Origin of the sequence: Nonomuraea sp. N2-4H (assembly GCF_045291505.1) — a bacterium.
Classification (GTDB): Bacteria; Actinomycetota; Actinomycetes; order Streptosporangiales; family Streptosporangiaceae; genus Nonomuraea; species Nonomuraea fastidiosa.
In genome coordinates, this window is sequence record NZ_CP147987.1 from 1,118,615 (window position 1) to 1,141,218 (window position 22,604).

The window sequence follows — 22,604 nt, forward strand, 5'->3', positions numbered from 1 at the left end:
AGTCTCTACCGCTTGCCGGGCCCGCGAAGCCGTACCATAAGGAGGCATGACTCAACAGCGACTACGCCGTCCCTCCATGCCCCAAAAGCCGACTCTCGACGGCTTGGAGCAGGTATGGGTAGCTCGCTGGGACGAAGAGGGCACCTACCGCTTCGACCGGTCCGCCTCGCGTGAGCAGATCTATGCCATCGACACGCCGCCCCCGACCGTGTCGGGCTCGCTGCACATCGGTCACATCTTCTCCTACACCCACACCGACATCATGGCGCGCTACCAGCGCATGCTCGGCAAGTCGGTGTTCTACCCGCTCGGCTGGGACGACAACGGCCTGCCGACCGAGCGCCGGGTGCAGAACGTCTACGGCGTGCGCTGCGACCCGTCGCTGCCCTATGACCCCGACTTCGTGCCGCCGGAGAAGCCCGGCAAGCGGGAGATCTCCATCTCCCGGCGCAACTTCGTGGAGCTGTGCCACAAGCTGACCGCCATCGACGAGCAGGCGTTCGAGGAGGTGTGGAAGCGCATCGGCCTGTCGGTCGACTGGTCGCTGCTCTACACCACGATCAGCGACGAGGCGCGGGCGGTCTCGCAGCGGGCGTTCCTGCGCAACCTGCTGCGCGGCGAGGCGTACCTCGCCGAGGCCCCGACGCTGTGGGATGTCACGTTCCGCACCGCGGTCGCCCAGGCCGAGCTGGAGGACCGCGAGTGGCCGGGCGCGTTCCACAAGATCTCCTTCTACGGCGAGAAGGGCTCGGTCTACATCGAGACCACCAGGCCGGAGCTGATCCCCGCCTGCGTGGCGCTGGTGGCCCATCCCGATGACGAGCGTTACAAGGACCTGTTCGGCACCTCCGTGCTGACCCCGATCTTCGGTGTCGAGGTGCCGGTGCTCGCCCACCGCCTGGCCGAGCCCGACAAGGGCACCGGCATCGCGATGATCTGCACGTTCGGCGACGTCACCGACGTCACCTGGTGGCGCGAGCTGCACCTGCCCACCCGGCCGGTCATCGGCTGGGACGGCCGGCTGCTGCCCGAGCCGCCCGAGGGCGTCGATCCCGGGCCGTACAAGGAGCTGGCCGGCAAGACCGTCCACAGCGCCCGCGAGCGCATCGTGGAGATGCTGCGCGAGTCGGGCGACCTGGAGGGCGAGCCCAGGCCGGTCAAGCGCACGGTGAAGTTCTACGAGCGCGGCGACAAGCCCCTTGAGATCGTCACCACCCGCCAGTGGTACATCCGCAACGGCGGCCGCGACGAGGAGCTGCGCCGCCGGCTGCTGGAGCGCGGACGCGAGCTCAACTGGCACCCGCCGCACATGCGGGTCCGCTACGACAACTGGGTCGAGGGGCTCACCAGCGACTGGCTGATCTCCCGCCAGCGCTTCTTCGGCGTGCCCTTCCCGGTGTGGTATCCGATCGACGAGAACGGCCAGCCCGTCCACGACGCGCCGATCCTGCCCACCGAGGACATGCTGCCCGTCGACCCGTCGTCCGACGTGCCGCCCGGCTACACCGAGGAGCAGCGCGGCGTGCCCGGCGGGTTCATGGCCGACCCCGACGTCATGGACACCTGGGCCACCTCGTCGCTCACCCCGCAGATCGCCGGGCGATGGGGCACCGACGACGACCTGTTCAAGCGGGTGTTCCCCGCCGACCTGCGGCCCCAGGCCCACGAGATCATCCGCACCTGGCTGTTCTCGACCGTGGTGAGGTCCCACTACGAGTTCGGCGAGGTGCCCTGGAGCGACGTGGCCATCTCGGGGTGGATCCTCGACCCCGACCGCAAGAAGATGTCCAAGTCCAAGGGCAACGTCGTCACGCCGCTCGACCTGCTCGACAAGCACGGCTCCGACGCGGTGCGCTACTGGGCGGCCAACGGCCGCTACGGTGTCGACACGGCCTTCGACCCGGGGCAGCTCAAGATCGGGCGGCGGCTCGCCATCAAGATCCTCAACGCCTCGAAGTTCGTGCTCGGCCTGGCCGAGAGCGACGGCGAGGTCACCGAGCCGCTCGACCTGTCGATGCTGGCGGCGCTGGCCGACACCGTGCGCGAGGCCACCGAGGCGTTCGAGTCCTACGACCACACCAGGGCCATCGAGGTCGTCGAGCGCTTCTTCTGGGCGTTCTGCGACGACTACCTGGAGCTGGTCAAGGCGCGGGCGTACGAGTCGGGTCCCGCCTCCGCCTCGGCGCACGCGGCGCTGCGGCGGGCGCTCGACGTGCTGCTGCGGCTGTTCGCGCCGTTCCTGCCGTTCGTCACAGAAGAGGTCTGGTCGTGGTGGCGCGAGGGCTCGGTCCACCGCGCCTCCTGGCCGGTCGCCGAGCGCGGCACCGGCGATCCCGCCGTGCTGGCCGTCGCCTCCGACGTGCTGGCGCAGGTGCGCAAGGCCAAGTCCGAGGCCAAGCTGTCGATGCGCGCCGAGGTGTCGCGGCTGTCGGTGTGGACGCCCGACGTCGAGCTGCTCAAGCAGGCCCAGGACGACGTGTGCGCGGCGGGCAACGTCGAGGAGTTCGTGCTCGATCACGGCGAGCAGCTCAAGGTCGAGGTGGACCTGTCGGCGCCCGAGCCCGTCGCACAGCCCGAGTCCGCCTGACGGCCCGAGTCCGACTCGAAGGCCGTCTCAGGCGCCGGCCCCGGGCCCGGCTTCTCGCCGGCCGGGGCCGGCGTCTCTGGCGGCGTCCCTTGTGGCGTCCCTGGTGGCGTCCCTGGTGACGTCCCTTGTGACGTCTCTGTGGACGGCGACGAAGAGCGAGTAGGCCGCACCGTCCGCCGGTGGCGGGCGGTCGCGGAAGTCGTCGATCACCTCGCGCAGCCGCCGCCACAGCTCCGCGTGGTCCTCCTCGGTGAGCCGCACGCCGAGCCTGGCGAACTCGCCCTCCGCGACGTCGATCAGCCGCACCTCCTCCAGGAACGCGCCGAGCATGGCCGCGTTCGCGCCGGTCACGCCGCTCTCGCAGACGTCCATCTCCCACGTCTTGCCGGTGGTGCGGTAGGGGATCTCCGTCGAGCCGCGCGGGCCGGGGCGGCGGGGCTCGGCCGCCAGGAAGCCCGTCTCCACGAGCTTGCGCACATGGTGCAGCGTCGTGGCGGGGTTCGCGCCCAGCCGGCCCGCGATCTCCTTGTTGGTCAGCGCCTCGTCCAGGCAGAGCCGCAGAATGCGCAGGCGCGTCGCGGAGGCCAGTGCGCGGGCCTCCGTCTCGGTGGCGGGGCGGCGTTGGGTGGCCATGGCAGGTCACTCTATTACCGGGTGACTCTCCGCCTATCCCTCCACACCTGGATGAAGTCGGCATTCCGCTAGCGGTAGTCGCACACCCCCGTCGGGAAGATCTGCTTCAGCCGGGCCCGCTGCTCGGCGGTGGGCTTCCAGGAGCCGTACAGGCCCTTCGCGATCGCCCGCTCGACCGGCTGCAGGCGGCACTTGAAGACGCCGCCCTCGATCGGGCCGCCCGCCACCGTACGCGAGGTGCCGTACAGGGGGAAGCGCTTGGTGCACGCCCCAGGGGCGCGGCGGTCGAGCACGCCGTCCCAGACGTGCGGACCCGCGGCGATCTCGGTGCCGTCGGTGGCGAAGCAGCGGTCCACGGCCTTGGGCGGCTTGTTGCCGATCACGCCGCGTGACGGATGCCTGCGGATGTTCGCCATCCACTCGTCGATCACCTTGAGCGCCTCCGGCGTCTGGTCGAACTCGGGCCCGTCCGGACGCGCGTCGGTGAACCAGATGACCTGGTTGCCCGCCTGGCCGTCGTGGTTCAGCATGCGCTTCCTGGCGGCGAACGACTGGTGCGCGTTGTGCATGTCCAGCTCCTCCTCCAGGTAGTGGCGCCAGTCGATCACCGGGATGTCGATGTCGCCGCCGAACACCAGGCCGCTGCGCAGCACGTTCCTGATCGCCGCCGGGTCGCCGGTGCGGCGCGGCGCCGGGTCGCCCTGGTGGGCGTTGCGCGCGCTCCACGGGTCGAAGTCGGCGGGACAGACCGAGGGCACGAACGGGCAGCCCTCCTGCACCATGTCCTTCGCCTCCTTCCACGAGCCCACGCGCGCGTTGAGGTCCAGGAACTCCTCCGGCGTCAGCACGCCGTCCCTGAGCGCCTTGAGGCCGTACTGGACGCCCACGTTGTCCCACGTCGAGCGGGCGTAGCCGTGCTCGTCCACGCCGTAGACGGTGCGCAGGTCGTCCCAGTGCGTCCACTGCACGGTGTCCTTGACGCCCGGCGGGTCCATGCGCTCCCACTCGGGGTCGTTGTTCGACGTCCACAGCGGGTTCATGGTCAGCGGGGTCAGGCCGCGCCAGCCGTTCACGCACTCGTCGGAGCCGGGCTTTCCGGTGTACGGGTTCGCGACCGTGCCGCTCGCGTTCATGCCGATGAGCGCCGTGCGGTCGTCCCACTTCGCCCAGCGCGGATGGGCGTCCATGTAGCGTTCGAGCAGCTCGCAGTCGCCCACGTGGATGGTCTGGGTGACCATGTCCGGATACGAGTACTGCGGGATCGCGGCGTCGATGATCCGGGTGCCGTGGTTCTGGGCATAGATGTACTGCTGGATCGCGCCGCCCGACGCGCCCACGCCCACCGTGTAGAGCGGCGGGCCGTACCGCTCGATGAAGCGCTCCTTGACCATCAGGGCCGTCTCGCCGCCCAGGATCAGGTTGTAGTGCGTGTTCGTACGGGTGCCGGACGAGTACATGATCGCGTAGCCCTGGCCGAGCTGGTACGCGTCCAGCGCGCCGCCGCCGATCGTGCCCTGGTCGTGGCCGATCGCCACGCCGCCGTCGAACCGGTAGACCGCCCGGCCGGTCCAGCCGTCCTCCAGCATCGCGATCGAGTACAGGAAGCGGTTGATGACGCCGCGCTCGCGCTTGACGACGAAGTCGACCGTGCGGCCGTCAGGCAGCGTCGTCGTCGCCATGTCGGCGGGCCGCTCGGCGGGCATCGGCTTGAACGTGCCGTCCGTCGAGCGATAGAGGCGGTCGGTCACCGTCGGCGCGAAGCAGTCCTTGCTCCAGCCGCCCTCGACCCGCATGCCCTGGCCGTCCTGGTTGTCGGCGACGGGCGGGCCGAGGCCGCTGCGCTCCGTCTTGCATAAGAACGGGTACTGGTGCGGGCCCGAGAAGATCGGGCCCTCGATGGGGTGGTTGCGTAAGCGGATGCTCGTGCGGTGGTGGCCCGCGACGGCCGTGATCGTGTTCTCCCCGATCCGCAGGCCGGTCACCAGGCCCGTACGGCTCTTGCCGGTACGGGTGAACGCCGCCGTGACGTCCTCGCCGTTGCGCAGCACCCTGATCTTCGCGTCTCCGTGCACCCTGATGAGGGCGTCGCCGCCGCTGACCTGGTCGGGGCGGCTGGACAGCACCTCCAGCGCCGGCCGGGCGGCTTCGGACGCCTGCCCTGCGGCGGAGGCGGTGGCAGAGGCGGAGGCCGGGGTGGCGACGAGGCAGGACGCGAGCATGGCGAGGATCACCGGAGCCTTCATCATGGTCACGACGGTGACACGGCCCCGCCCGCTTGCACAGACCCGATCTTGCCGCCGTGCGGAGCCGCGCCGGCCGCGTGCGCGTACGCGCGGGGGCTGCGCTGAGCGTGTGCGTGCGTGTATGCGAGGGCCGCGTTGATCGCGTGCGCGCGTACGTGCTGGGAGGCGCTGATCGTGTGGCGCGTGTCGCACGGGCGTGCATGGGGCCGTGGCCGCGGCTCGTGGGCGATTTCGCTCACAGCGGTCGGGGCGATATCCGCGCGCGTCACGGGCCCGGACATGCCAGTCTGGAACACGTGCTGCCCGACCGCCCAACCAAGCTCGTGCCGCCCGTGCTGGCCAGGATGGCCGCATGGTCCGGTTGCCTGATCCTCGTCGGCGTGGTCGTCTACTTCATCGTCCAGGCCATCGCACGCCTGGCGTTCGTGGCGCTGCCCGTGGCGATCGCGCTCCTGCTGACCGCGCTGCTGTTCCCGCTCACCAAGAGCCTGCGCAACGCCGGCATGCGGCCCATCTACGCCACCTGGATCACCATGCTGGTCGCGCTGGCCGTGCTCGTCGGCACGGGATGGCTGGTCGGGGCGCGGGCGAGCGAGGAGTTCCCCGGCCTGGTCAGCCAGGTCCAGGAGACCGCGAGGACCGTGCAGGAGTGGCTGATCACCGGGCCGCTCCACCTCGAAGAGGCGCAGATCACCGACTACGTCGACGAGATCGCCGCCATGGTCAACGAGCAGCGCACCGCCATCACCGGCACTGTGCTGTCGGCCGGCGCGGTCGCCATCGAGGTGCTCGCGTCCATCGTGCTGCTGCTGTTCGTGACGTTCTTCTTGCTCAAGGACGGCGATCGCATCTGGGTCTGGTTCCTGAAGGCGTTCGGCTCGGTGGCGCCCAGGGTCGACCGCGCCGGGAGGGCCGCCTGGACCACGCTCTCGCACTACGTCCAGGGCACCGTGGCGGTGGCCGCCGTGCACGGGCTCATCATGGGCGTCGTGCTCGCCGGCATGGGCGTGCCGCTGTGGGCGCCACTGGCGGTGATCATCTTCTTCGCCAGCTTCATCCCCATCGTCGGCATCTTCTTCGCCGGCACCGTCGCCACCCTGGTCACCCTGGGCGCCAAGGGGCTCGTCTACGCGCTGATCTTCCTCGGCATCCTCATCGTGGAGCAGCAGCTCGAAAACCACGTTCTCCAGCCGCTGATCGTGGGCCGGGCGCTGCACTTCCACCCGCTGGCGATCATCCTCGTGCTGTCCGTGGGCGGCGTCCTGGCCGGCATCGCGGGCGCCGCCGTGGCGGTCCCGGTCGCGGCCGTCATCTACCGCGCCCTGCCTGAGCTCCGCCACAAGCCGCCGGAGCTGCCCCCGGGCCACGACGACTCCACGGCCCCACCGGGCTCACGCCCACCCGGCGACACCCCCGACCGCCACGGTGACGGTGGGGGTCCTTCCGGCGGTGACGGCGACGACTGGGGCCGTCCTGATGACGGTGACGACTGGGGCCGTCCTGATGACGGTGACGACGCTGGTCGTGACCGCCGTGGTGACGGCGGCGGCACTCGTGGCCGTCGCGGCGGTGGTGGCGGTGGTGGTGGCCGTCGCGGGGGTGGTGGCGGTGCTCACGGCGGCCGTAGTGACGGTGGCGAGCGGCGGGACGCCGTCCTCGCACGAGACGACAGCTCCTCGCCCGACGGCGACGCCCGCAGCGACGCAGGACAGGACGGCCGTGCTGCGCAGGCGGGGGATGCTATGCAGACGAGCGGCGCTGGGCACGCGAGCGGTGCTGTGTAGGCGAGCGGTGCCGTGCAGGCAGGCGGTGCTGTGCGCGCGGTCGGTGCTAAGGCCGGTGCGGTGGCGAGGCGCGGATGGCCGTGCGTCTCGCGATGGGCGCGATGCGGGAAGCGACACCCGCGATGCCGGGAGCGATGTCACCGGCCCTGGTGCCCCCGGCCCTGGTGCGGAGGTCGCCTCTTCCCGTGCATAGTCCTCGGGGATCTTCCCGTGCGTAGCCTCGGGCGGCCGTTCGGTGCGAAGCGGCGTGACCCGGGAGCGGCGACTCAGGCGTCTCGGGCGCGAGCGGCTTTCCACGTGAGCCGTCCGCCGGGTGGAGGGCGGTTTGCACGGTGGCCGTCGGCGGTCGGCGCGCGCTCGCCGGGTCGTGCAAGCCGTCCGTCAGGTGGAGGGCGGTTTGCCGCGTGCGGGGTTTCCTGGGAGCGGGGAGGGCGCGGGTGGGCTGGTCGCGTGGTTCGGGTGGTGGCGGTACGGAGTAACCTCATCACCCGTGACGCGTTCCTCCCTCACCACTCCGCCGCCCGGCGCAGAACGCCCGGAGGCGCCGCCGGGGGCGCCCGCGCCGGGCACCGTCCTGGGCTCCCACTACGGCCGGTGTTTCGGATGCGGCAGCGAGCACCCGACGGGGCTGCACCTGAAGGCCAGGACGCCCGACGGTGCGACCGTCGAGGCCGAGTTCACGGTGGGGGAGGCGCATCAGGGCGCGCCGAAGCTGGCGCACGGCGGTGTGCTGGCGACCGCGATGGACGAGGTCATCGGTATGTCCGTCTACCTGTTCCGCAAGCCTTATGTGACGGGACGGCTGGAGACCGACTACCTCCTCCCCGTTCCCGTGGGCACGACACTCCACCTGCGTGCCTGGTGCAACGGCATCGTGGGCAGGAAGGCGTACCTTGAGGCTGAGGGGCGCATCGGCGCTCCAGACGGACCGGTCGCCGTCCGCGCGGCAGCGCTGTTCATCGAGGTGAACATGGAGCACTTCGCCGAGCACGGCGATCTGGCCGCCATCGAGGTCGAACATCCGGACTACGAGGTGAATCCTTGAGCAGCAGAGTAGAGGTCCTCATCCAGCGGCTCGACAGCGAGCTGCCGATGCCGTCGTACGCGCACGCGGGCGACGCCGGCGCCGACCTCTACGCGGCCGAGGACGTGGAGCTGGAGCCCGGCGAGCGCGCCGTGGTCGGCACGGGCGTGGCGATCGCGCTGCCCGACGGCTACGCGGCGTTCGTCCATCCGCGGTCCGGCCTGGCGGCCAAGCACGGGGTCACGCTCGTCAACGCGCCCGGCACGGTCGACGCCGGCTACCGGGGCGAGATCAAGGTGACGTTGATCAACACCGACGCCAAGGAGCCGTTCCGGCTGCGCCGGGGCGACCGCGTGGCGCAGCTCGTCGTGCAGCGCGTGGAGCGGGCCGCCTTCTACGAGGTGGAGCGCCTGCCGGGTTCCGTACGCGGCGCGAACGGGTTCGGGTCCACAGGGCGTTGACCGGTGCGGGGCCCGAGACGGGGCCCGGAGATGGTCGTCAGACGTACAACGGGCCGGCCCGATGAACAGGGAGAGTGAGGAACGTGTTCCGACGTCGTCGTCGACGTGAGCAGCCGGAGCCGGTGGTCGAGCAGGAGCCCGCGCCGCCGATGCGTGAGTCCGGCCCGTGGGACGCCGACGAGCCACATCCGGACAACGACCGCATCGACCTGGGCGGTCTGCGACTGCCGCACAACCCTGACTTCGACGTGCGGCTGGCCTCCGTCGGAGACCAGCACGTCGGCGTGGTCGTCCTGTACGACGAGAGCTCGCTGCAGCTGCAGGCGCTGGCCGCGCCGCGCAGCATGGACCTGTGGGACGAGATCAGAACGAAGATCGCCGGCCAGGCTGGTCACCTGCAGGAGCAGGAGGGCCCGTTCGGCACGGAGCTGAGCGGCGAGATGCGGGTCGACGGCGGCAGCAGGCCGGCCCGCTACATCGGCATCGACGGGCCCCGCTGGTTCCTGCTCGCGGTCATCTCGGGCAAGGCGGCGGTCGATGACGCGACGGCCGAGGCGTTCCACGAGTTCATCAAGGACGTCGTGGTCGTCAGGGGTGACGAGCCGATGGCGCGGGAGGAGCCGATCCCGCTGCGCCGCCCCAACGACCCGAGCCGCCAGGAGACGGCCGAGCGGTCGAGGTTCAACCCGTACAAGCGAGGGCCTGAAATCAGCGAGATTCGCTAGCGGCCGACATCACATAGGCTGAGGCATCATGGGTACGGCAGAGCCCCCCAAACGCGGGGGATTGCGCGGGTTCTTCAGCCGGCTGGCCTCCCCCAGTCAGAGATCGAGGCCCGCGAGCTGCGGGAGGACGCCGACGAGGTCGGCGCCACTCCGATCGTCTCGTGTGGCGGCCGCCGCCGCTTCTGCGTGGCGGGTACGCTACGTACGGTGACACTGCGTCCGAGAGGCGGTGCTCCTGCTCTCGAGGCCGAGCTCTATGACGGGTCCGACGTCATCGACCTGGTCTGGCTCGGCCGCCGCAAGATCGCGGGCATCGAGCCGGGCCGCACGGTCAAGGCCGAGGGCCTGGTCAGCATGCAGGACGGGCGCAAGGTGATGTTCAATCCGCGTTACGAGCTGCGGCCAGGGAGTTGATCAGGTGAGTGCCGAGGCGGAAGAGGTCGCCCACGACACCGTGGAAGCGGCGGTTCGAGCACAGCTGGCGAAGGCGCTCGGCGGTGTCCGGGGCATCATCGAGGCGGCGGTGCCGACGATCGCGTTCACTTTGTCGTGGATCTTCAGCGAGGATCTGAAGCTGTCGCTGATCATCAGTATCTCGCTGTCGGTGTTGTTGCTGCTCGTACGGCTGCTGCAGAGGTCCACGCCGCAGTTCGTGATCAACAGTCTGATCGGCATCGCGATCGGTGCGTTCTTCGCCAGCCGTACGGGCGACGCGAAAGACTACTTCCTGCCCGGCATCCTCTACAACGCCGGCTACGCCGTGGTGATGCTGATCTCCATCGTGACCCGGTGGCCGATCGTCGGATTCCTCATCGGCTCGGTCACGGGCGACCCGACGGGCTGGCACAAAGACCCGGGCATCGTGAAGCTGTGCACGCGGCTGACCTGGCTGCTGATGCTGCCGTGCGCGATCCGGGTGGCCGTGCAGGGGCCGGTCTACCTGTTCGGCGGCGGTGACCAGGCGGTCGCCGCGCTCGGCTTCGCCAAGATCATCATGGGGTGGCCGTTGCAGGTGGCGGCGCTGGCGGCCATGGTCTGGGTGCTCGGCCGCGGCCGCACCCCGGTCAAGCCTCCGGTCGCCCCCGCCTGACCCCTCCGGCCTCGGCCGGTACGGGACAGTACAAGACGGCACAAGACGTACGAACCTGGCCTGAGCTTCGGCCCGTACCCCGCCCGAGTGGAGGACCGGCGGGGTGCGGGCCGCACCCATGTGAGCAGAGTGTGCCCGGTAGGGCGGGGGCTGCGCCCGGGAGAGGCTGGAGCGCGGGGCTGCGCCCGGGAGGGGCCGGAGTGCGGGGCTGCGCCCGGGAGGGGCCGGAGTGCGGGGCTGCGCCCGGGAGGGGCCGGAGTGCGGGGCTGCGCCCGGTGAGCCGGGACGCGTCTGCCGCGGCTGTGGGACGCGTCTGCCGCGCCCCACGGCAGACGCGTGCGGGTCAGCGGTCGTCGTGTTCGGGGTCGAAGGCGGTGGGCTCGGCGGGCAGCGTGTAGCGGGCGGCGATCAGGTCGGCCATCCGCCGCCGCGTCTCGCCTGGGTCTGCGGCCTCGTCCCCCTCCAGCGCCGCCGCCTCCTCGGCCAGCTCGGCGTCGCCGAGACTCTCGCGTATCCACGTCGAGTAGTCGCCGCGCCGCAGGTGGTGCAGCCAGGTGTCGTCGTCCACGCCCTCGCTCAGCTCCACGAACGTGTGCAGGTTCCTGGCCCGCAGCCGCAGCCGCTGCTCCGGCCCGGTGAAGTAGAAGCTCTTGTCCTTGGACATGGTGCCGGCGGCGTACTTGCGGCGGTGCCGGGTGCGTTCGACGCGGGCGGGCGCCAGGGTGAGCCGCCGGGCGGAGCCGGTGCCGTCGAGCCACAGCGCGATGTCGCCGGACGCGCCGGTCACCGGGGGCGCGTCGAGCCCGCGCGCGGTGGCGAACGCGGCGAGCGAGTTCTCCGGGTTCTTGCCGACCGCGACGGTGCTGTTGACCATGCGCAGCGCGGCCGGGCTGAGCGCGTCGGGATGCACGGTGATCATCAGTACCGAGCCGAGGTCGCCGGGGCTCTGCAGCGGCACGTGGCGGACCTCGGCGGGCATGAGGTGGTGCGCCTCGTCGAGGATGAGCCAGTGCGGGTGCCCGAGCCTGGCGCGCAGGCCGGCGACGCGGGGCAGCAGCTCGGCGAAGTACGCGGGCCGGTCGCGCAGCTGCAGGCCGATGAGGTTGATGACGACGCTGTGGGCGGGGTGCTCCAGCGTGTGCAGGACCTCGTCGATGGCGGGCACCCGGTCGGGGTCGCCGAGTACGGTCACGCCCGGATATTCGGCGTAGTCGCCTTCGGGGTCCACGATGACGCACTGGTAGCCGTCGCCGACGAGCCGTTCGAGCAGCGCGGTGGTGACGGTGGACTTGCCGCTGCCGGAGGGCCCGGCGACCAGCAGGCCCAGCCCGTACGTCGGCAGCCGCACCTCGGCGCCGTCGTCGTGGCCGAGCAGCACGTGGTGACGGGCGAGTTCGAGGCCGTCGAGGTCGCCCGCCAGCAGCTTGCCGGCCAGCTCGGCCACCCCCTGCCCGGCCGCACCGTCGAGGGCCAGGTCGCAGGACTCCCTGAGCGCGGGCGTGGCGTTGGCCACGGCGGCCCCGCACTCGGCGACGCTCAGGAACGCGTGGTCGTTCTCGCCGTCGCCGACCGCGACCGTGCCGTGCCGTGACAGGCCGAGCCGGTCGAGTGCGGCGGCCAGGCCGCTGGCCTTGTTGACACCGGGCGGCAGCACCATGACCGCGCCCTTGTTGTAGATGACCTGCAGCTCCAGGCCCAGCTCGCGGATGGCTTCGAGGACCGTCACGTCGTGCGGTTCGCGGGTGGCCACCACGACCTGGCCGACGCCGAGCGGGGTGACGCCCGCAGCGCGCAGGCGCTCGGCGAGCTCGGGCGGCGGGGGCGTGGCCAGGGCGTCGCAGGTGCGCTGGTGCGGGTCGTACAGCAGCCCGCCGTTCTCGGCCACGATCAGGTCGAACAGGGCGGGGTGCGGGAAGACCGACAGCAGGTCGTCCAGCTCGCGGCCGGTGACCAGCAGCAGCTTGATCCCGGCCTTGGACAGGCGTTCGAGCGCCGCTATGGCCTCCTCGTCCGCCTGGCCGCCCCTGGCGAGGGTCTCGTCGTAGTCGGTGGCCAGCACGTTGTAGCGCATGGCCCTGCCCTACCCGCTCAAAGGTAAAGATCTCCGGGTGGAACGCTGAACCAGTCGATCCACTCTCGGGGGTACAAGCCTGGCGAACATTCGCCTCTTACTTATCGGGGGACCGCCATGTACAGATGCGCTATCGCCGCCGTCACCATGACCGCCGCGGCGCTGCTCCTCTCCACCACGCCCGCGATCGCCGCCACCTTCCAGGGGGCGGCTCACCCGTGCGGAACGGGTGTGACGGACGTGCTCAGGCTCAAGCCGTTCACGATCTGGACCACCGACGGCGGGTGCGCGACGGTGTGGTTCAAGCGCAAGCACGACCACCACCACAAGCACGTCGGCCTGTTCTGACGCGCGGGCCCGAGCGCGGGCCCGAGCGAGGGCCCGCGTGCGGCTAGTGCTGCGACAGGAGGTGGGCCAGCTCCTGCTCCACCTCCTGGCTGGCAACGAACAGCAACTCGTCTCCGGCCTCCAGCGGGTCGTCGGCGGTCGGCACCAGCACGCGGCCCTCGCGCAGGATCGCCACCAGCGCCGAGTCGGCGGGCCACGGCACCGAGCCGGCCCGCTGCCCCACCACCGGCGCGTCGTCGGCCAGCGTGAGCTCGACCAGGTTGGCCTGTCCTTGGCGGAACGTCATCAGCCGCACCAGGTCGCCGACGCTCACCGCCTCCTCCACCAGGGCGCTGAGCAGGCGCGGCGTCGAGACCGCGACGTCGACGCCCCACGACTCGTTGAACAGCCACTCGTTGTTGGGGTGGTTGATGCGGGCGACCACGCGCGGCACGCCGTACTCGGTCTTGGCGAGCAGCGACACCACGAGGTTGACCTTGTCGTCGCCGGACGCGGCCACCACGACGTGGCAGTTGTTGAGCCCGGCCTCGTCGAGCGAGGCGATCTCGCAGGCGTCGGCGAGCAGCCACTCGGCCCGCGGCACGCTGTCGATCTTGATGGCGTGGGGGTCGCTGTCGATGAGCAGCACCTCGTGGCCGTTCTCCAGCAGCTCGGCCGCGATGGAGCGGCCCACGGCGCCGGCTCCGGCGATGGCGACGCGCATCACTCATCCCCTTCCGGTGCGGCGGCGAGCACCTTGTTGATGCGATCCATGTCAGACTCGGCGGCGATCACGTGCAGCACGTCGCCCTCCTGCACCACGGTGTCGGGGGAGATGGTCACGGCCTCGCCCATGCGGTTGATGAAGGCGGCGCGGGTGCGGGCGCGCTCCTCCAGGTCGGTGACGCGGGTGCCGATCCACGCGGGGTTGACGACGACCTCGGCCAGGACGACGGTGCCGGTCGGGTCGCGCCACAGCGGCTCGGCCCCTTCGGGCAGGATGCGGCGCATGATCTGGTCGGCCGTCCAGCGGACGGTGGCCACCGTCGGGATGCCGAGCCGCTGGTAGACCTCGGCGCGACGGGGGTCGTAGATGCGGGCCACGACGTTGTCGACGCCGAAGGTCTCGCGGGCGACCCGCGCGGAGATGATGTTGGAGTTGTCGCCGCTGGAGACCGCGACGTAGGCGGCGGCCGACTCGATGCCGGCCTCGATGAGCACGCCACGATCGAACCCGATGCCGGTCACCCGCCGCCCGCGGAACCCGGCACGCAGCCGGCGGAATGCCTGCGGGTCGCGATCGATGATGGCCACGGAATGCCCGCTGTCTTCGAGGATGTGCGCGAGGGTCGATCCGACCCGGCCACACCCCATGATCACAATATGCATTTCCCCCCGCATCTACGCGGTCGGCCGGTTGCTCGACACCAGTATGGCCCTCGGGGGGAGCACCTCGGGCCGGGCATCGGCCTGCGACTAGCATCTCGTTACGTGGCGAAGGTAACGGATCTTGTCAAACGCTTGCTCGTGGGGCGCGCCCTGCGAAGCGGGCAGCTCCACGAGCAACTTCTCCCCAAACGGATCGCGCTACCCGTCTTCGCGAGCGACGCGCTCTCGTCGGTCGCCTACGCGCCACAAGAGATCCTCGTCATCCTCTCCCTGGCGGGGGTCTCGTTCTATTCCTACAGCCCGTGGGTCGCCGCCGCGGTCGTGGTCGTGATGATCACGGTGGTGGCGTCGTACCGGCAGAACGTCCACGCCTACCCCAGCGGCGGCGGCGACTACGAGGTGGCCACCACCAACCTCGGCAGGAACGCCGGGCTCACCGTGGCCAGCGCCCTCATGGTCGACTACGTGCTGACCGTCGCGGTATCCGTCGCCAACGGCGTCGACTACGTCGGCGCGACCCTCCCGTTCGTCGCCCAGCACAAGCCGGCCGTCGCCATCGCCATCGTCATCCTGCTCACCGTGGTCAACCTGCGCGGCGTCCGCGAGTCCGGTGCCGCCTTCGCCATCCCCACGTACGCGTTCATGGCCGCGATCCTGCTCCTGCTCGTCTGGGGCGGGTTCCGCACGCTGCTGCTGCACGAGCAGCTCCAGGCCCCGAGCGCGCACTTCACGGTCGAGCCCGAGCAGACCAACCTGACCGCCTTCGCCGCCGCGTTCCTGGTGCTGCGCGCGTTCTCGACCGGGTGCGCGGCGCTGACCGGCGTCGAGGCGATCAGCAACGGCGTGCCCGCGTTCCGCAAGCCCAAGAGCAAGAACGCGGCCTCCACGCTGCTGATGATGGGCCTGATCGCGATCACCATGTTCAGCGGCATCGTCGCGCTCGGCCTGGCCTCGGGGGTCAAGTTCGCCGAGCCGTCCGTCGTGGCCGAGGACCTGCTCAAACCGGACGGCACGCCGGTCGGCCCCGGCTACCACCAGCAGCCGATCATCTCTCAGGTGGCCGACGCGGTGTTCGGCGGCGGGTCGCTGCCCTTCGTGGTGATCTCGGCGGTGACGGCGCTGATCCTGTTCCTCGCCGCCAACACCGCGTTCAACGGCTTCCCCGTGCTCGGCTCGATCCTGGCCCAGGACCGCTTCCTGCCGCGCCAGCTCCACACCCGCGGCGACCGGCTGGCCTTCTCCAACGGCATCATCATCCTGGCGCTCGCCGCCTGCCTGCTGCTGTGGGGCTTCAAGGCCGACGTCAGCCGGCTGCTGAACCTGTACATCGTCGGCGTGTTCGTCTCGTTCACGCTCAGCCAGACCGGCATGGTCGTCCACTGGACCCGCCACCTGAAGACCGAGACCGACCCGGGCGTCCGCCACCAGATGCACCGCTCGCGGATGATCAACTTCGTCGGCGCGGTCATGACCGGCCTCGTGCTGATCGTCGTGCTGCTGACGAAGTTCCTGGTCGGGGCCTGGATCGTGGTGATCGCGATGCCGGTGCTCTTCCTCATGATGAAGGGCATCAGGCGTCACTACGACAACGTCGCGGCCGAGCTGGAGCTCACCGAGGACTACGACGCGTCCATGCTGCCCGCGCGCAACCACGCGATCGTGCTCGTCTCCAAGATCCACAAGCCGACCATGCGCGCCCTCGCCTACGCCCGCGCCACCCGGCCGTCCACGCTGGAGGCGGTCACGGTCGGCGTTGAGGGCGAGGAGGCGCGCAAGCTGCAGGAGGAGTGGGAGCGGCGCGGCATCCCAGTGCCGCTGAAGATGCTCGACTCGCCGTACCGGGAGATCACCCAGCCCGTCCTCGACTACGTCAAGACGCTGCGCAGGCGCTCGCCGCGCGACGTGGTGACGGTCTTCATCCCCGAGTACGTCGTCGGCCGCTGGTGGGAGCACCTGCTGCACAACCAGAGCGCGCTGCGGCTGAAGGCGCGCCTGCTGTTCAAGCCCGGCGTCATGGTGACCAGCGTGCCCTGGCAGCTCCACTCCTCCAACCGGCTCATCGGCAGGCCCGAGCCGTACGCGCCGGGCGCGGTGCGGCGGCCGGGGCACCGGACGCCAGGGCACCGGGAGAAGAGCCCTAGCTGAGCAGGGCGCGCAGCCGCCGGGTGTCGCCGGCGTCCCAGCCGGGCGGCGGGGCGACGGCGGCCCAGCCGTCCACGATGTTCGCGCCGTAGCGGTGGCCGTGGCCCGCGGGCACGTCGAGCGCGGTCGTCATGTCCACCAGCACCTGCCAGAACGTCACCAGCGGGAACCAGTTCATCTCCGGGTTGACCCCGGGCCCGCGCCTGCCCTCCAGCCAGGCGGGACGGTCGTAGATGAGCTCCGGCGACCACCACACGACCGGGTCGGTGGCGTTCTGCAGGTAGACCACGCGCGGGTGGCGCCACGGGGCCGGCGGCGTGGACAGGTCGCCCGGCCGCTGGGCGAACCTCGCCGTCTCGCCGTCGTCGTAGACCGGCCGCCACACGGGACTGCCCGGCTCGCGGTCGCTGGTCAGGCGGTGCCAGATGCGGTTGGCGTTGGGCGGGCCCACGAACATCGCGCCGTCCACCTTCGCCGTCAGGTCGTCCAGGTCGCGGAAGCTCTCCTCCAACTGGTACGAGCCCAGGCTCTCACCCGACAGCAGCAGCTTGGGCCGCTTGCCGGCGGGCAGCCGCGCCCACCGCGCGCGCACCGCGTCGAACAGCGCCCGCCCCGCGGTCGCCGCCCTGTCCCTGTCGAGCAGGAACGACGCCCAGCTCGGCAGGTACGAGTACTGCATCGCGACCATGGCCGAGCTGCCGTTGTACATGTACTCCAGCGCGTCGGCGATGCGCGGATCGACCCACCCGGTGCCGGTGGTGCCCAGCACGGCCAGCACCCGGCGGCCGAACGCGCCCGTGCGCTCCAGCTCGCGCACCGCAAGGTCCGCCTGCGCGGTCAGCGACGAGGCGCTCTCCAGTCCGACGTACACCCTGATCGGCTGGACGGCGGGCCTGCCCGAGAAGGCCGACAGCTTCGACGGGGTGGCGGCCGAGGCGGTGAAGCGGCGTCCCTCGCGGCCCAGCGACTCCCACGAGACGAGCGAACCGGGGCCGCCGGAGACGTACGCGGAGGTGGGCCTGCGCACGCCCGGGTGGGTGCCCTCGTTCGCCACGGACGAGATGTCGTTGATCCGCGCCACGAACGCGTTGAACAGCACGTCGTTGGCGAACACGGTGACCGCGAGCCCGATCGCGATCACCCCCGCGACGTGGCCCAGGTAAGGCGGGACGAAGCGGTCGAGCCAGGCGTTCAGCTTCCGCCCGGCCAGGCGGACGAGCCGGGCCAGCAGCAGGGCCAGGAAGAAGAGCACGACCGTGAGCGCCAGGATCACCGGCGGGAACCAGGTGATGCGGGTGTCCATGCCCATGAGGGCCCGCAGGTCGCGCTGCCAGTCGTAGCTGTACCAGAGCGTCACCGCCGACAGCGCGGCGCAGCCCGCCAGCATGACCCGCCAGATGATCCGCCGCGCCCGCTCCGGCGGCCGGTAGCGGATCACCGCCCGGCCGAGCGCGCCCAGCGCGGCGCCCACGGCATAGCCGAGTATGGCGGTGACCGCGCCCATCACACCTTGGTACAGCCATGGCCTGGGCAGCAACGACGGCGTCAGCGAGGCGCAGGCGAACAGCGTGGCCAGCAGGGTGCCGCCGAAGCCGGGCCTCCGCCGTACCACTCTGTCCATGACCCCTTACAGTAAGCGCTCGCACCCGGCTGGGACGCTGCGGGCCTGGGCATAGGCTGTCTGCTGTGGAACAGGCAACTCTCGAGCTGACGGTAGGTCCGGTCGCCCACGGCGGCTGGTGTGTGGCGCGCCACGAAGGGCGCGTCGTGTTCGTACGGCACGCGCTGCCGGGCGAGCGGGTGATAGCCGCCGTCACCGAGGAGACCTCCCGCTTCCTGCGGGCCGACGCGATCGAGATCCTCGAAGCCTCACCCGACCGCGTGGTGCCGCCCTGCCCCTACGCCGGACCCGGGCGGTGCGGCGGCTGCGACTGGCAGCACGCCACCCTCGATGCGCAGCGCAGGCTCAAGGCCCAGGTCGTGGCCGAGCAGCTGCGCCGGCTCGCGGGCATCGAGCGCGAGGTCGTCGTCGAGGAGGTCCCAGGTGCCAAGGACGGGCTCGGCTGGCGCACGCGCGTGCAGTTCGCCGCCACCCCATCCGGCGAGCTGGGCTTCCGCAAGCACCGCTCACACGACATCCAGGTGATCGACGCCTGCCTGATCGCCCACCCCGAGGTGGAGGCGGTGGGCGCTCAGGACCACCGGTGGCCCGGCGCCGCCGTGGTCGAGGTCATCGCCTCATCCGGGGGCGAGCGCGCCGTCGTGGTCGCGCCCAGGCCGCGCCGCAGCGTGCCCGTGCCCGAGCTCGACGCGCCCGCCTCGATCCTGCTCGACCAGGGCAGGGGCCGCACGGTCGCGCGACGCGGCTCGGGGGTGCTGCACGAGCAGGTGGGCGACCGCGAGTTCCGGGTGGCGGGCAGCGGCTTCTGGCAGGTGCACCCGGGGGCGGCCGAGACGCTGCTCGACGCGGTGCTCGCCTACGCCGCGCCGGAGCCGGGGGAGTGGGCGCTCGACCTCTACTGCGGGGTCGGGCTGTTCGCCGCCGGGCTGGCCGAGGCCGTGGGCCCCGAGGGCGCGGTGTTCGGGCTGGAGTCGGAGGCGGCCGCCGTCCGCGACGCCCGCGCCAACCTGCGCGACCTGCCGCAGGCGCGCGTGGAGCGCGGGCGGGTCGAGGAGGCGCTCGACCGTTTCCAGATCGAGCGGGCCGACGTCGTCGTGGTGGACCCGCCGCGCGCCGGGCTCGGCCGCGAGGTGGTCGAGCGGGTCAGTGCGCTGGAGCCCTCGCGCATCGTGTACGTCTCCTGCGATCCCGCCACGCTCGCCCGCGACCTGGCCTGGTTCCGCGACCACGGCTACCCCCTGTCCGACCTGCGGGCCTTCGACGCGTTCCCGATGACCCACCACGTGGAATGCGTGGCGCTGCTCGTGCGGCAAGGCTGATCTTCACCGCGCCAATGTGACGCAGATCTCAATGCACGATTTTCGGCCCTCGCGCCTTCGGGTGCGGGGGTCGATTCGTCCGTGCCCATAGGGGTTTCGGTACGACCGGACGGGGTTGCACAGGCGCATCACCCATCACGGTGGTTTACCGGTTTTGCTGCCCAATGTCTCCGTTCGGATGACAAATCGGTATCGGTCCCGACAGAATGCGGTGCCATCCAGCGTCTACCGCAACTGGAGGAAACCCCCTATGCGTAGACCCCTTGGGGTACTCGCCGCAGCCGTCAGCCTGGCAGCGATCGCCACGCCACTCAGCGCGGCGCAGGCTTCCGCGGCCACGGAGGCGGCTCGGTGCCGTGTGAGCGTGGCCAAGCCGCGTGTCAGCGACGCACTGAAGATCCAGTCCTGGGCAGTCCGCCGGGGCTGCTTCGACGACGCGCTCCTGCGCATCCGCATCAAGCGGGCCGTTCCCGGCACCGACCCGGTCGTCAAGAGCGGGGCCACCAGGGACGGCCGCATCACGCTCGCGCTGCCCTGCAAGGCGGGTACGTACTACGCGGTCGCCACCGACTACCGCGGGCACACCGCGAAGTCCAAGGCCGTCAAGCTCACCTGCACCCCCGGTAGCGGCATCCCGACGCCCGCCCCCACCAAGCCCGGCACCCCGCCGACGAGCAAGCCCAGCACGCCGCCGCCCGCCAACGGCAGCGGCACCGTCGGCACCGCTGAGGAGAACGAGGTCGTCCGGCTGGTCAACGCCGAGCGGGCCAAGGGCGGCTGCAAGCCGCTCAAGCACGACGCACAGCTCCACGCCGCCGCGTACGGCCACTCCGCCGACATGGCCGCGAAGAACTACTTCGACCACACCTCCAAGGACGGCCGCTCGTTCATGGACCGCATCAGGGCGGCCGGCTTCACCGGCGGCAACGCCTGGGCGGAGAACATCGCCATGGGCCAGCGCACGCCCGCCGAGGTGATGAAGTCCTGGATGAACAGCTCCGGGCACCGCGCCAACATCATGAACTGCCGGTACACGCTCATCGGCGTCGGCGCGGCCAAGAACTCCAAGGGCCAGATCTACTGGACGCAGGACTTCGCCGCCCGCTGATCCCCCGGACCACGGCCTCGCCAGGAGGGCCGGCGGCGCTCGTGGCGGGGAAGGGGGCCGCGCCTGTACCCTTCCCCGCCACGACGCGAAGCCCCCGTCCGTTGAGACGCGAAGCTCTCGCCCGGCGCGAGGCGGAGCCCTCGCCCGCCACTAGGCGAAACTCTCGCCCGTCGCGACGCGAAACTCTCGCCCGTCGCGACGCGAAGCCCCGCCCGATGTGACGGGCAGCCCGTCCTTCGGAGGCTGTGGTTCAGCCCATCTCTTCGAGCTTGCGCCCCTTGGTCTCTTTGACCCACTTGCTGACGAAGAGGAACGACAAGGCCGCGAACAGCGCGTACATGGCGTACGTGAGCGGCAGGTTCCAGTCGGCCAGCGCCGGGAACGACACCGTGATCGCCCAGTTGGCGAGCCACTGGGCCGCGGCGGCGACGCCCAGGGCGGCGGCGCGGATGCGGTTGGGGAACATCTCGCCGAGCAGCACCCAGACCACGACACCCCACGACAGCGCGAAGAACAGCACGAAGAAGTTGGCCGCGATGAGCGCGATCGCGCCCTGCGGATCCGGCAGCGAGACCGCCTCGCCCTCGCCCTGCGCGAAGCTGAACGCCCACGCGGCCGTGGCCAGCGAGATCGCCATACCGGCCGAGCCGATCAGCAGCAGCGGCTTGCGCCCGATCCTGTCCACCAGCGAGATCGCGATGAACGTGCCGATGATGTTGATGATCGAGCTGGAGAAGCTGATCAGCAGCGAGTCGCTCTGGTTGATGCCGACCGACTGCCACAGCACGGACGAGTAGTAGAAGATCACGTTGATGCCGACGAACTGCTGGAAGGTGGAGAGCACGATGCCGATCCAGACGATCGGCAGCAGGCCCAGCGCCTTGCCGCGCAGGTCTCTCAGCCCCGGAATGCGTTCCGTGCGCAGCACGTGCTGGATCTCCGCGATGCGCTCGTCGAGGTCGGTGTCCTCGCTCTCGATCTCGGCCAGCACCTGGCGGGCCCGGCTCGTACGTCCCGACATGACGAGATAACGCGGCGACTCGGGAATGGTCGAGGCGAACAGCAGGAACAGCAGCGCCGGCACCAGGCAGGCGCCCAGCATCCACTGCCACGCCTCCAGCAGCCAGATGCGGTTGTTCACATCGCCGCCCGCCACCCGCGCGAACACGTAGTTGACGAGCTGCGAGACCGCGATGCCGAGCACGATGGCGAGCTGCTGGAACGAGCCCAGCCTGCCCCGGTAGGCGGGCGGGGCCACCTCCGCGATGTACGCGGGTCCCAGCACCGACGCCATGCCGATCGCGAAGCCCGCCACCACCCGCCAGAACGCCAGGTCGTACACCGCGAACGGCAGCATCTGCCCGATCGAGCTGACCGCGAACAGCGCCGCCGCGACCTGCATGGAGCGCGTACGCCCCCACCTGTCGGCCAGCCCGCCGCCCGCCCACGCGCCCACGGCCGACCCCAGCAGCGCGATGGCCACCACGAAGCCGATCTCGACCGGACCCACCTGGAAGTGGCGCTGGATGCCGACCACAGCGCCGTTGATGACAGAACTGTCGTAACCGAAGAGGAACCCACCGATGGCCGCGGCCGCGGTGATGAAGACCACGTGACCCAAATGCTCATGATGGGTGTATCGAGTAGCCATGCAGGTCCTTCCCCCTGAATGGTCCCGAACTACCCTCTGATCACCCACGTATTCGAAGCGCGACCGTCACGGGCCTACGACGTCGAGCGCGCAGGGCCGCAGGAGCGCACATGCGCAGGGGCGCGCGTGCGTGGAGGGCGGTCGCGTGGAAGCGGGAGCGGGCGTGCCCTGAGAGCGGAAGGACGCAGGGCAGGCGTGGCGGGCAGGGCGTAGGTGGCGGGGAAACGGGCAGCGTTTCAGGAGCGGCGCCGGGCGCGGGGCAAGCGAATCGCTCACATCCATCCCGCGCCCGGCGTCCGCCACGAACCTCGGACCGCCGAGATCCAGCCCGGTCGGTACGCGCGGGCTCCCGCACCCGCTGGGGGACGTGCGCGGGAGGAACGCCACACCATGACGAGCGCCGGCGGCGCGCTCACGGACGCCCGGAGA

Annotated in this window: 18 protein-coding genes; 11 read left to right on the top strand and 7 right to left on the bottom strand. The window is 70.9% G+C overall.

Features of this window, described 5'->3' with window-relative positions:
* Positions 1–46 precede the first annotated feature (46 nt).
* Positions 47–2,587 (top strand): valine--tRNA ligase, encoded by a 2,541-nt coding sequence (gene valS, locus WBK31_RS05145; protein WP_406674396.1) that lies wholly within the window; start codon positions 47–49, stop codon positions 2,585–2,587.
* Positions 2,588–2,614: 27 nt separating this feature from the next.
* On the opposite strand, the gene WBK31_RS05150 is transcribed toward valS, so the two are convergent.
* Together WBK31_RS05150 and WBK31_RS05155 are read right to left on the bottom strand one after the other, a co-directional pair.
* Positions 2,615–3,220, bottom strand: coding sequence for an ArsR/SmtB family transcription factor (locus tag WBK31_RS05150; protein WP_378784516.1), 606 nt, complete (start codon positions 3,218–3,220; stop codon positions 2,615–2,617).
* A gap of 68 nt (positions 3,221–3,288) precedes the next feature.
* The gene (locus WBK31_RS05155) at positions 3,289–5,466 is read right to left on the bottom strand and encodes a DUF6351 family protein (RefSeq protein WP_406674397.1); all 2,178 of its coding nucleotides are present in this window, start codon (positions 5,464–5,466) and stop codon (positions 3,289–3,291) included.
* A 293-nt stretch (positions 5,467–5,759) separates the two neighbouring features.
* On the opposite strand from WBK31_RS05155, the gene WBK31_RS05160 reads away from it, so the two are divergent.
* The 6 genes from WBK31_RS05160 (at position 5,760) to WBK31_RS05185 (ending at position 10,547) form a co-directional block, all read left to right on the top strand.
* Positions 5,760–7,247, top strand: a complete 1,488-nt coding sequence (locus tag WBK31_RS05160) for an AI-2E family transporter (RefSeq protein WP_406674398.1) — start codon at positions 5,760–5,762, stop codon at positions 7,245–7,247.
* Positions 7,248–7,737: 490 nt separating this feature from the next.
* Positions 7,738–8,292 carry a PaaI family thioesterase gene (locus tag WBK31_RS05165; RefSeq protein WP_364067278.1) on the top strand — a complete coding sequence of 185 codons (555 nt, stop codon included), beginning with the start codon at positions 7,738–7,740 and terminating at the stop codon, positions 8,290–8,292.
* Between the two features lie 47 nt (positions 8,293–8,339).
* Positions 8,340–8,732, top strand: a complete 393-nt coding sequence (gene dut / locus WBK31_RS05170; RefSeq protein WP_406675450.1) for a dUTP diphosphatase — start codon at positions 8,340–8,342, stop codon at positions 8,730–8,732.
* A gap of 83 nt (positions 8,733–8,815) precedes the next feature.
* Positions 8,816–9,457, top strand: a complete 642-nt coding sequence (locus WBK31_RS05175; protein ID WP_364067282.1) for a DUF3710 domain-containing protein — start codon at positions 8,816–8,818, stop codon at positions 9,455–9,457.
* 207 nt (positions 9,458–9,664) lie between these two features.
* The gene (locus tag WBK31_RS05180; RefSeq protein ID WP_225289212.1) at positions 9,665–9,871 is read left to right on the top strand and encodes an OB-fold nucleic acid binding domain-containing protein; all 207 of its coding nucleotides are present in this window, start codon (positions 9,665–9,667) and stop codon (positions 9,869–9,871) included.
* A gap of 4 nt (positions 9,872–9,875) precedes the next feature.
* Positions 9,876–10,547: a DUF3159 domain-containing protein gene (locus tag WBK31_RS05185; protein WP_364067286.1), complete on the top strand. Its 672-nt coding sequence runs from the start codon at positions 9,876–9,878 to the stop codon at positions 10,545–10,547.
* A 343-nt stretch (positions 10,548–10,890) separates the two neighbouring features.
* Here the strand turns inward: WBK31_RS05185 and WBK31_RS05190 are convergent, their stop codons facing one another.
* Positions 10,891–12,618 carry an HAD-IIB family hydrolase gene (locus WBK31_RS05190; protein WP_364067288.1) on the bottom strand — a complete coding sequence of 576 codons (1,728 nt, stop codon included), beginning with the start codon at positions 12,616–12,618 and terminating at the stop codon, positions 10,891–10,893.
* Positions 12,619–12,735: 117 nt separating this feature from the next.
* Between WBK31_RS05190 and WBK31_RS05195 the strand changes: the two genes are divergently transcribed.
* Positions 12,736–12,966 carry a hypothetical protein gene (locus WBK31_RS05195; RefSeq protein WP_364067290.1) on the top strand — a complete coding sequence of 77 codons (231 nt, stop codon included), beginning with the start codon at positions 12,736–12,738 and terminating at the stop codon, positions 12,964–12,966.
* A 43-nt stretch (positions 12,967–13,009) separates the two neighbouring features.
* Here WBK31_RS05195 and WBK31_RS05200 read toward each other — a convergent pair whose 3' ends face one another.
* Positions 13,010–13,669 carry a TrkA family potassium uptake protein gene (locus WBK31_RS05200; protein ID WP_364067292.1) on the bottom strand — a complete coding sequence of 220 codons (660 nt, stop codon included), beginning with the start codon at positions 13,667–13,669 and terminating at the stop codon, positions 13,010–13,012.
* Entirely contained in the window at positions 13,669–14,334 is a 666-nt protein-coding gene (locus WBK31_RS05205; protein WP_364067294.1) for a TrkA family potassium uptake protein, read from the bottom strand. Before WBK31_RS05205 ends, WBK31_RS05200 begins: the two co-directional genes overlap by 1 nt.
* Before the next feature lie 102 nt (positions 14,335–14,436).
* On the opposite strand from WBK31_RS05205, the gene WBK31_RS05210 reads away from it, so the two are divergent.
* A complete protein-coding gene (locus tag WBK31_RS05210; RefSeq protein ID WP_364067296.1) occupies positions 14,437–16,479 on the top strand; it encodes an APC family permease in 2,043 nt (680 codons plus the stop codon).
* Here WBK31_RS05210 and WBK31_RS05215 read toward each other — a convergent pair.
* Complete coding sequence (locus WBK31_RS05215; RefSeq protein WP_406674399.1) at positions 16,472–18,097, bottom strand: alpha/beta hydrolase; 1,626 nt, start codon at positions 18,095–18,097, stop codon at positions 16,472–16,474. The two genes, WBK31_RS05210 and WBK31_RS05215, sit on opposite strands and share 8 nt — an antisense overlap.
* A gap of 65 nt (positions 18,098–18,162) precedes the next feature.
* Between WBK31_RS05215 and WBK31_RS05220 the strand changes: the two genes are divergently transcribed.
* Together WBK31_RS05220 and WBK31_RS05225 are read left to right on the top strand one after the other, a co-directional pair.
* Positions 18,163–19,416 (top strand): class I SAM-dependent RNA methyltransferase, encoded by a 1,254-nt coding sequence (locus tag WBK31_RS05220; protein WP_364067300.1) that lies wholly within the window; start codon positions 18,163–18,165, stop codon positions 19,414–19,416.
* Positions 19,417–19,780: 364 nt separating this feature from the next.
* Positions 19,781–20,524, top strand: a complete 744-nt coding sequence (locus WBK31_RS05225; protein WP_364067302.1) for a CAP domain-containing protein — start codon at positions 19,781–19,783, stop codon at positions 20,522–20,524.
* Positions 20,525–20,774: 250 nt separating this feature from the next.
* Here WBK31_RS05225 and WBK31_RS05230 read toward each other — a convergent pair whose 3' ends face one another.
* On the bottom strand, positions 20,775–22,175 hold the full coding sequence (locus tag WBK31_RS05230) for a sugar porter family MFS transporter (RefSeq protein ID WP_364067304.1): 1,401 nt from the start codon (positions 22,173–22,175) through the stop codon (positions 20,775–20,777).
* Between the last annotated feature and the right edge of the window lie 429 nt (positions 22,176–22,604).

Bases quoted from the DNA above. Each gene is read 5' to 3' on its own strand.
- valS (WP_406674396.1), top strand. From the start codon at position 47: ATGACTCAACAGCGACTACGCCGTCCCTCCATGCCCCAAAAGCCGACT.
- WBK31_RS05150 (WP_378784516.1), bottom strand. From the start codon at position 3,220: ATGGCCACCCAACGCCGCCCCGCCACCGAGACGGAGGCCCGCGCACTG.
- WBK31_RS05155 (WP_406674397.1), bottom strand. From the start codon at position 5,466: ATGATGAAGGCTCCGGTGATCCTCGCCATGCTCGCGTCCTGCCTCGTC.
- dut (WP_406675450.1), top strand. From the start codon at position 8,340: ATGCCGTCGTACGCGCACGCGGGCGACGCCGGCGCCGACCTCTACGCG.
- WBK31_RS05190 (WP_364067288.1), bottom strand. From the start codon at position 12,618: ATGCGCTACAACGTGCTGGCCACCGACTACGACGAGACCCTCGCCAGG.
- WBK31_RS05195 (WP_364067290.1), top strand. From the start codon at position 12,736: ATGTACAGATGCGCTATCGCCGCCGTCACCATGACCGCCGCGGCGCTG.
- WBK31_RS05200 (WP_364067292.1), bottom strand. From the start codon at position 13,669: ATGCGCGTCGCCATCGCCGGAGCCGGCGCCGTGGGCCGCTCCATCGCG.
- WBK31_RS05205 (WP_364067294.1), bottom strand. From the start codon at position 14,334: ATGCATATTGTGATCATGGGGTGTGGCCGGGTCGGATCGACCCTCGCG.
- WBK31_RS05215 (WP_406674399.1), bottom strand. From the start codon at position 18,097: ATGGACAGAGTGGTACGGCGGAGGCCCGGCTTCGGCGGCACCCTGCTG.
- WBK31_RS05230 (WP_364067304.1), bottom strand. From the start codon at position 22,175: ATGGCTACTCGATACACCCATCATGAGCATTTGGGTCACGTGGTCTTC.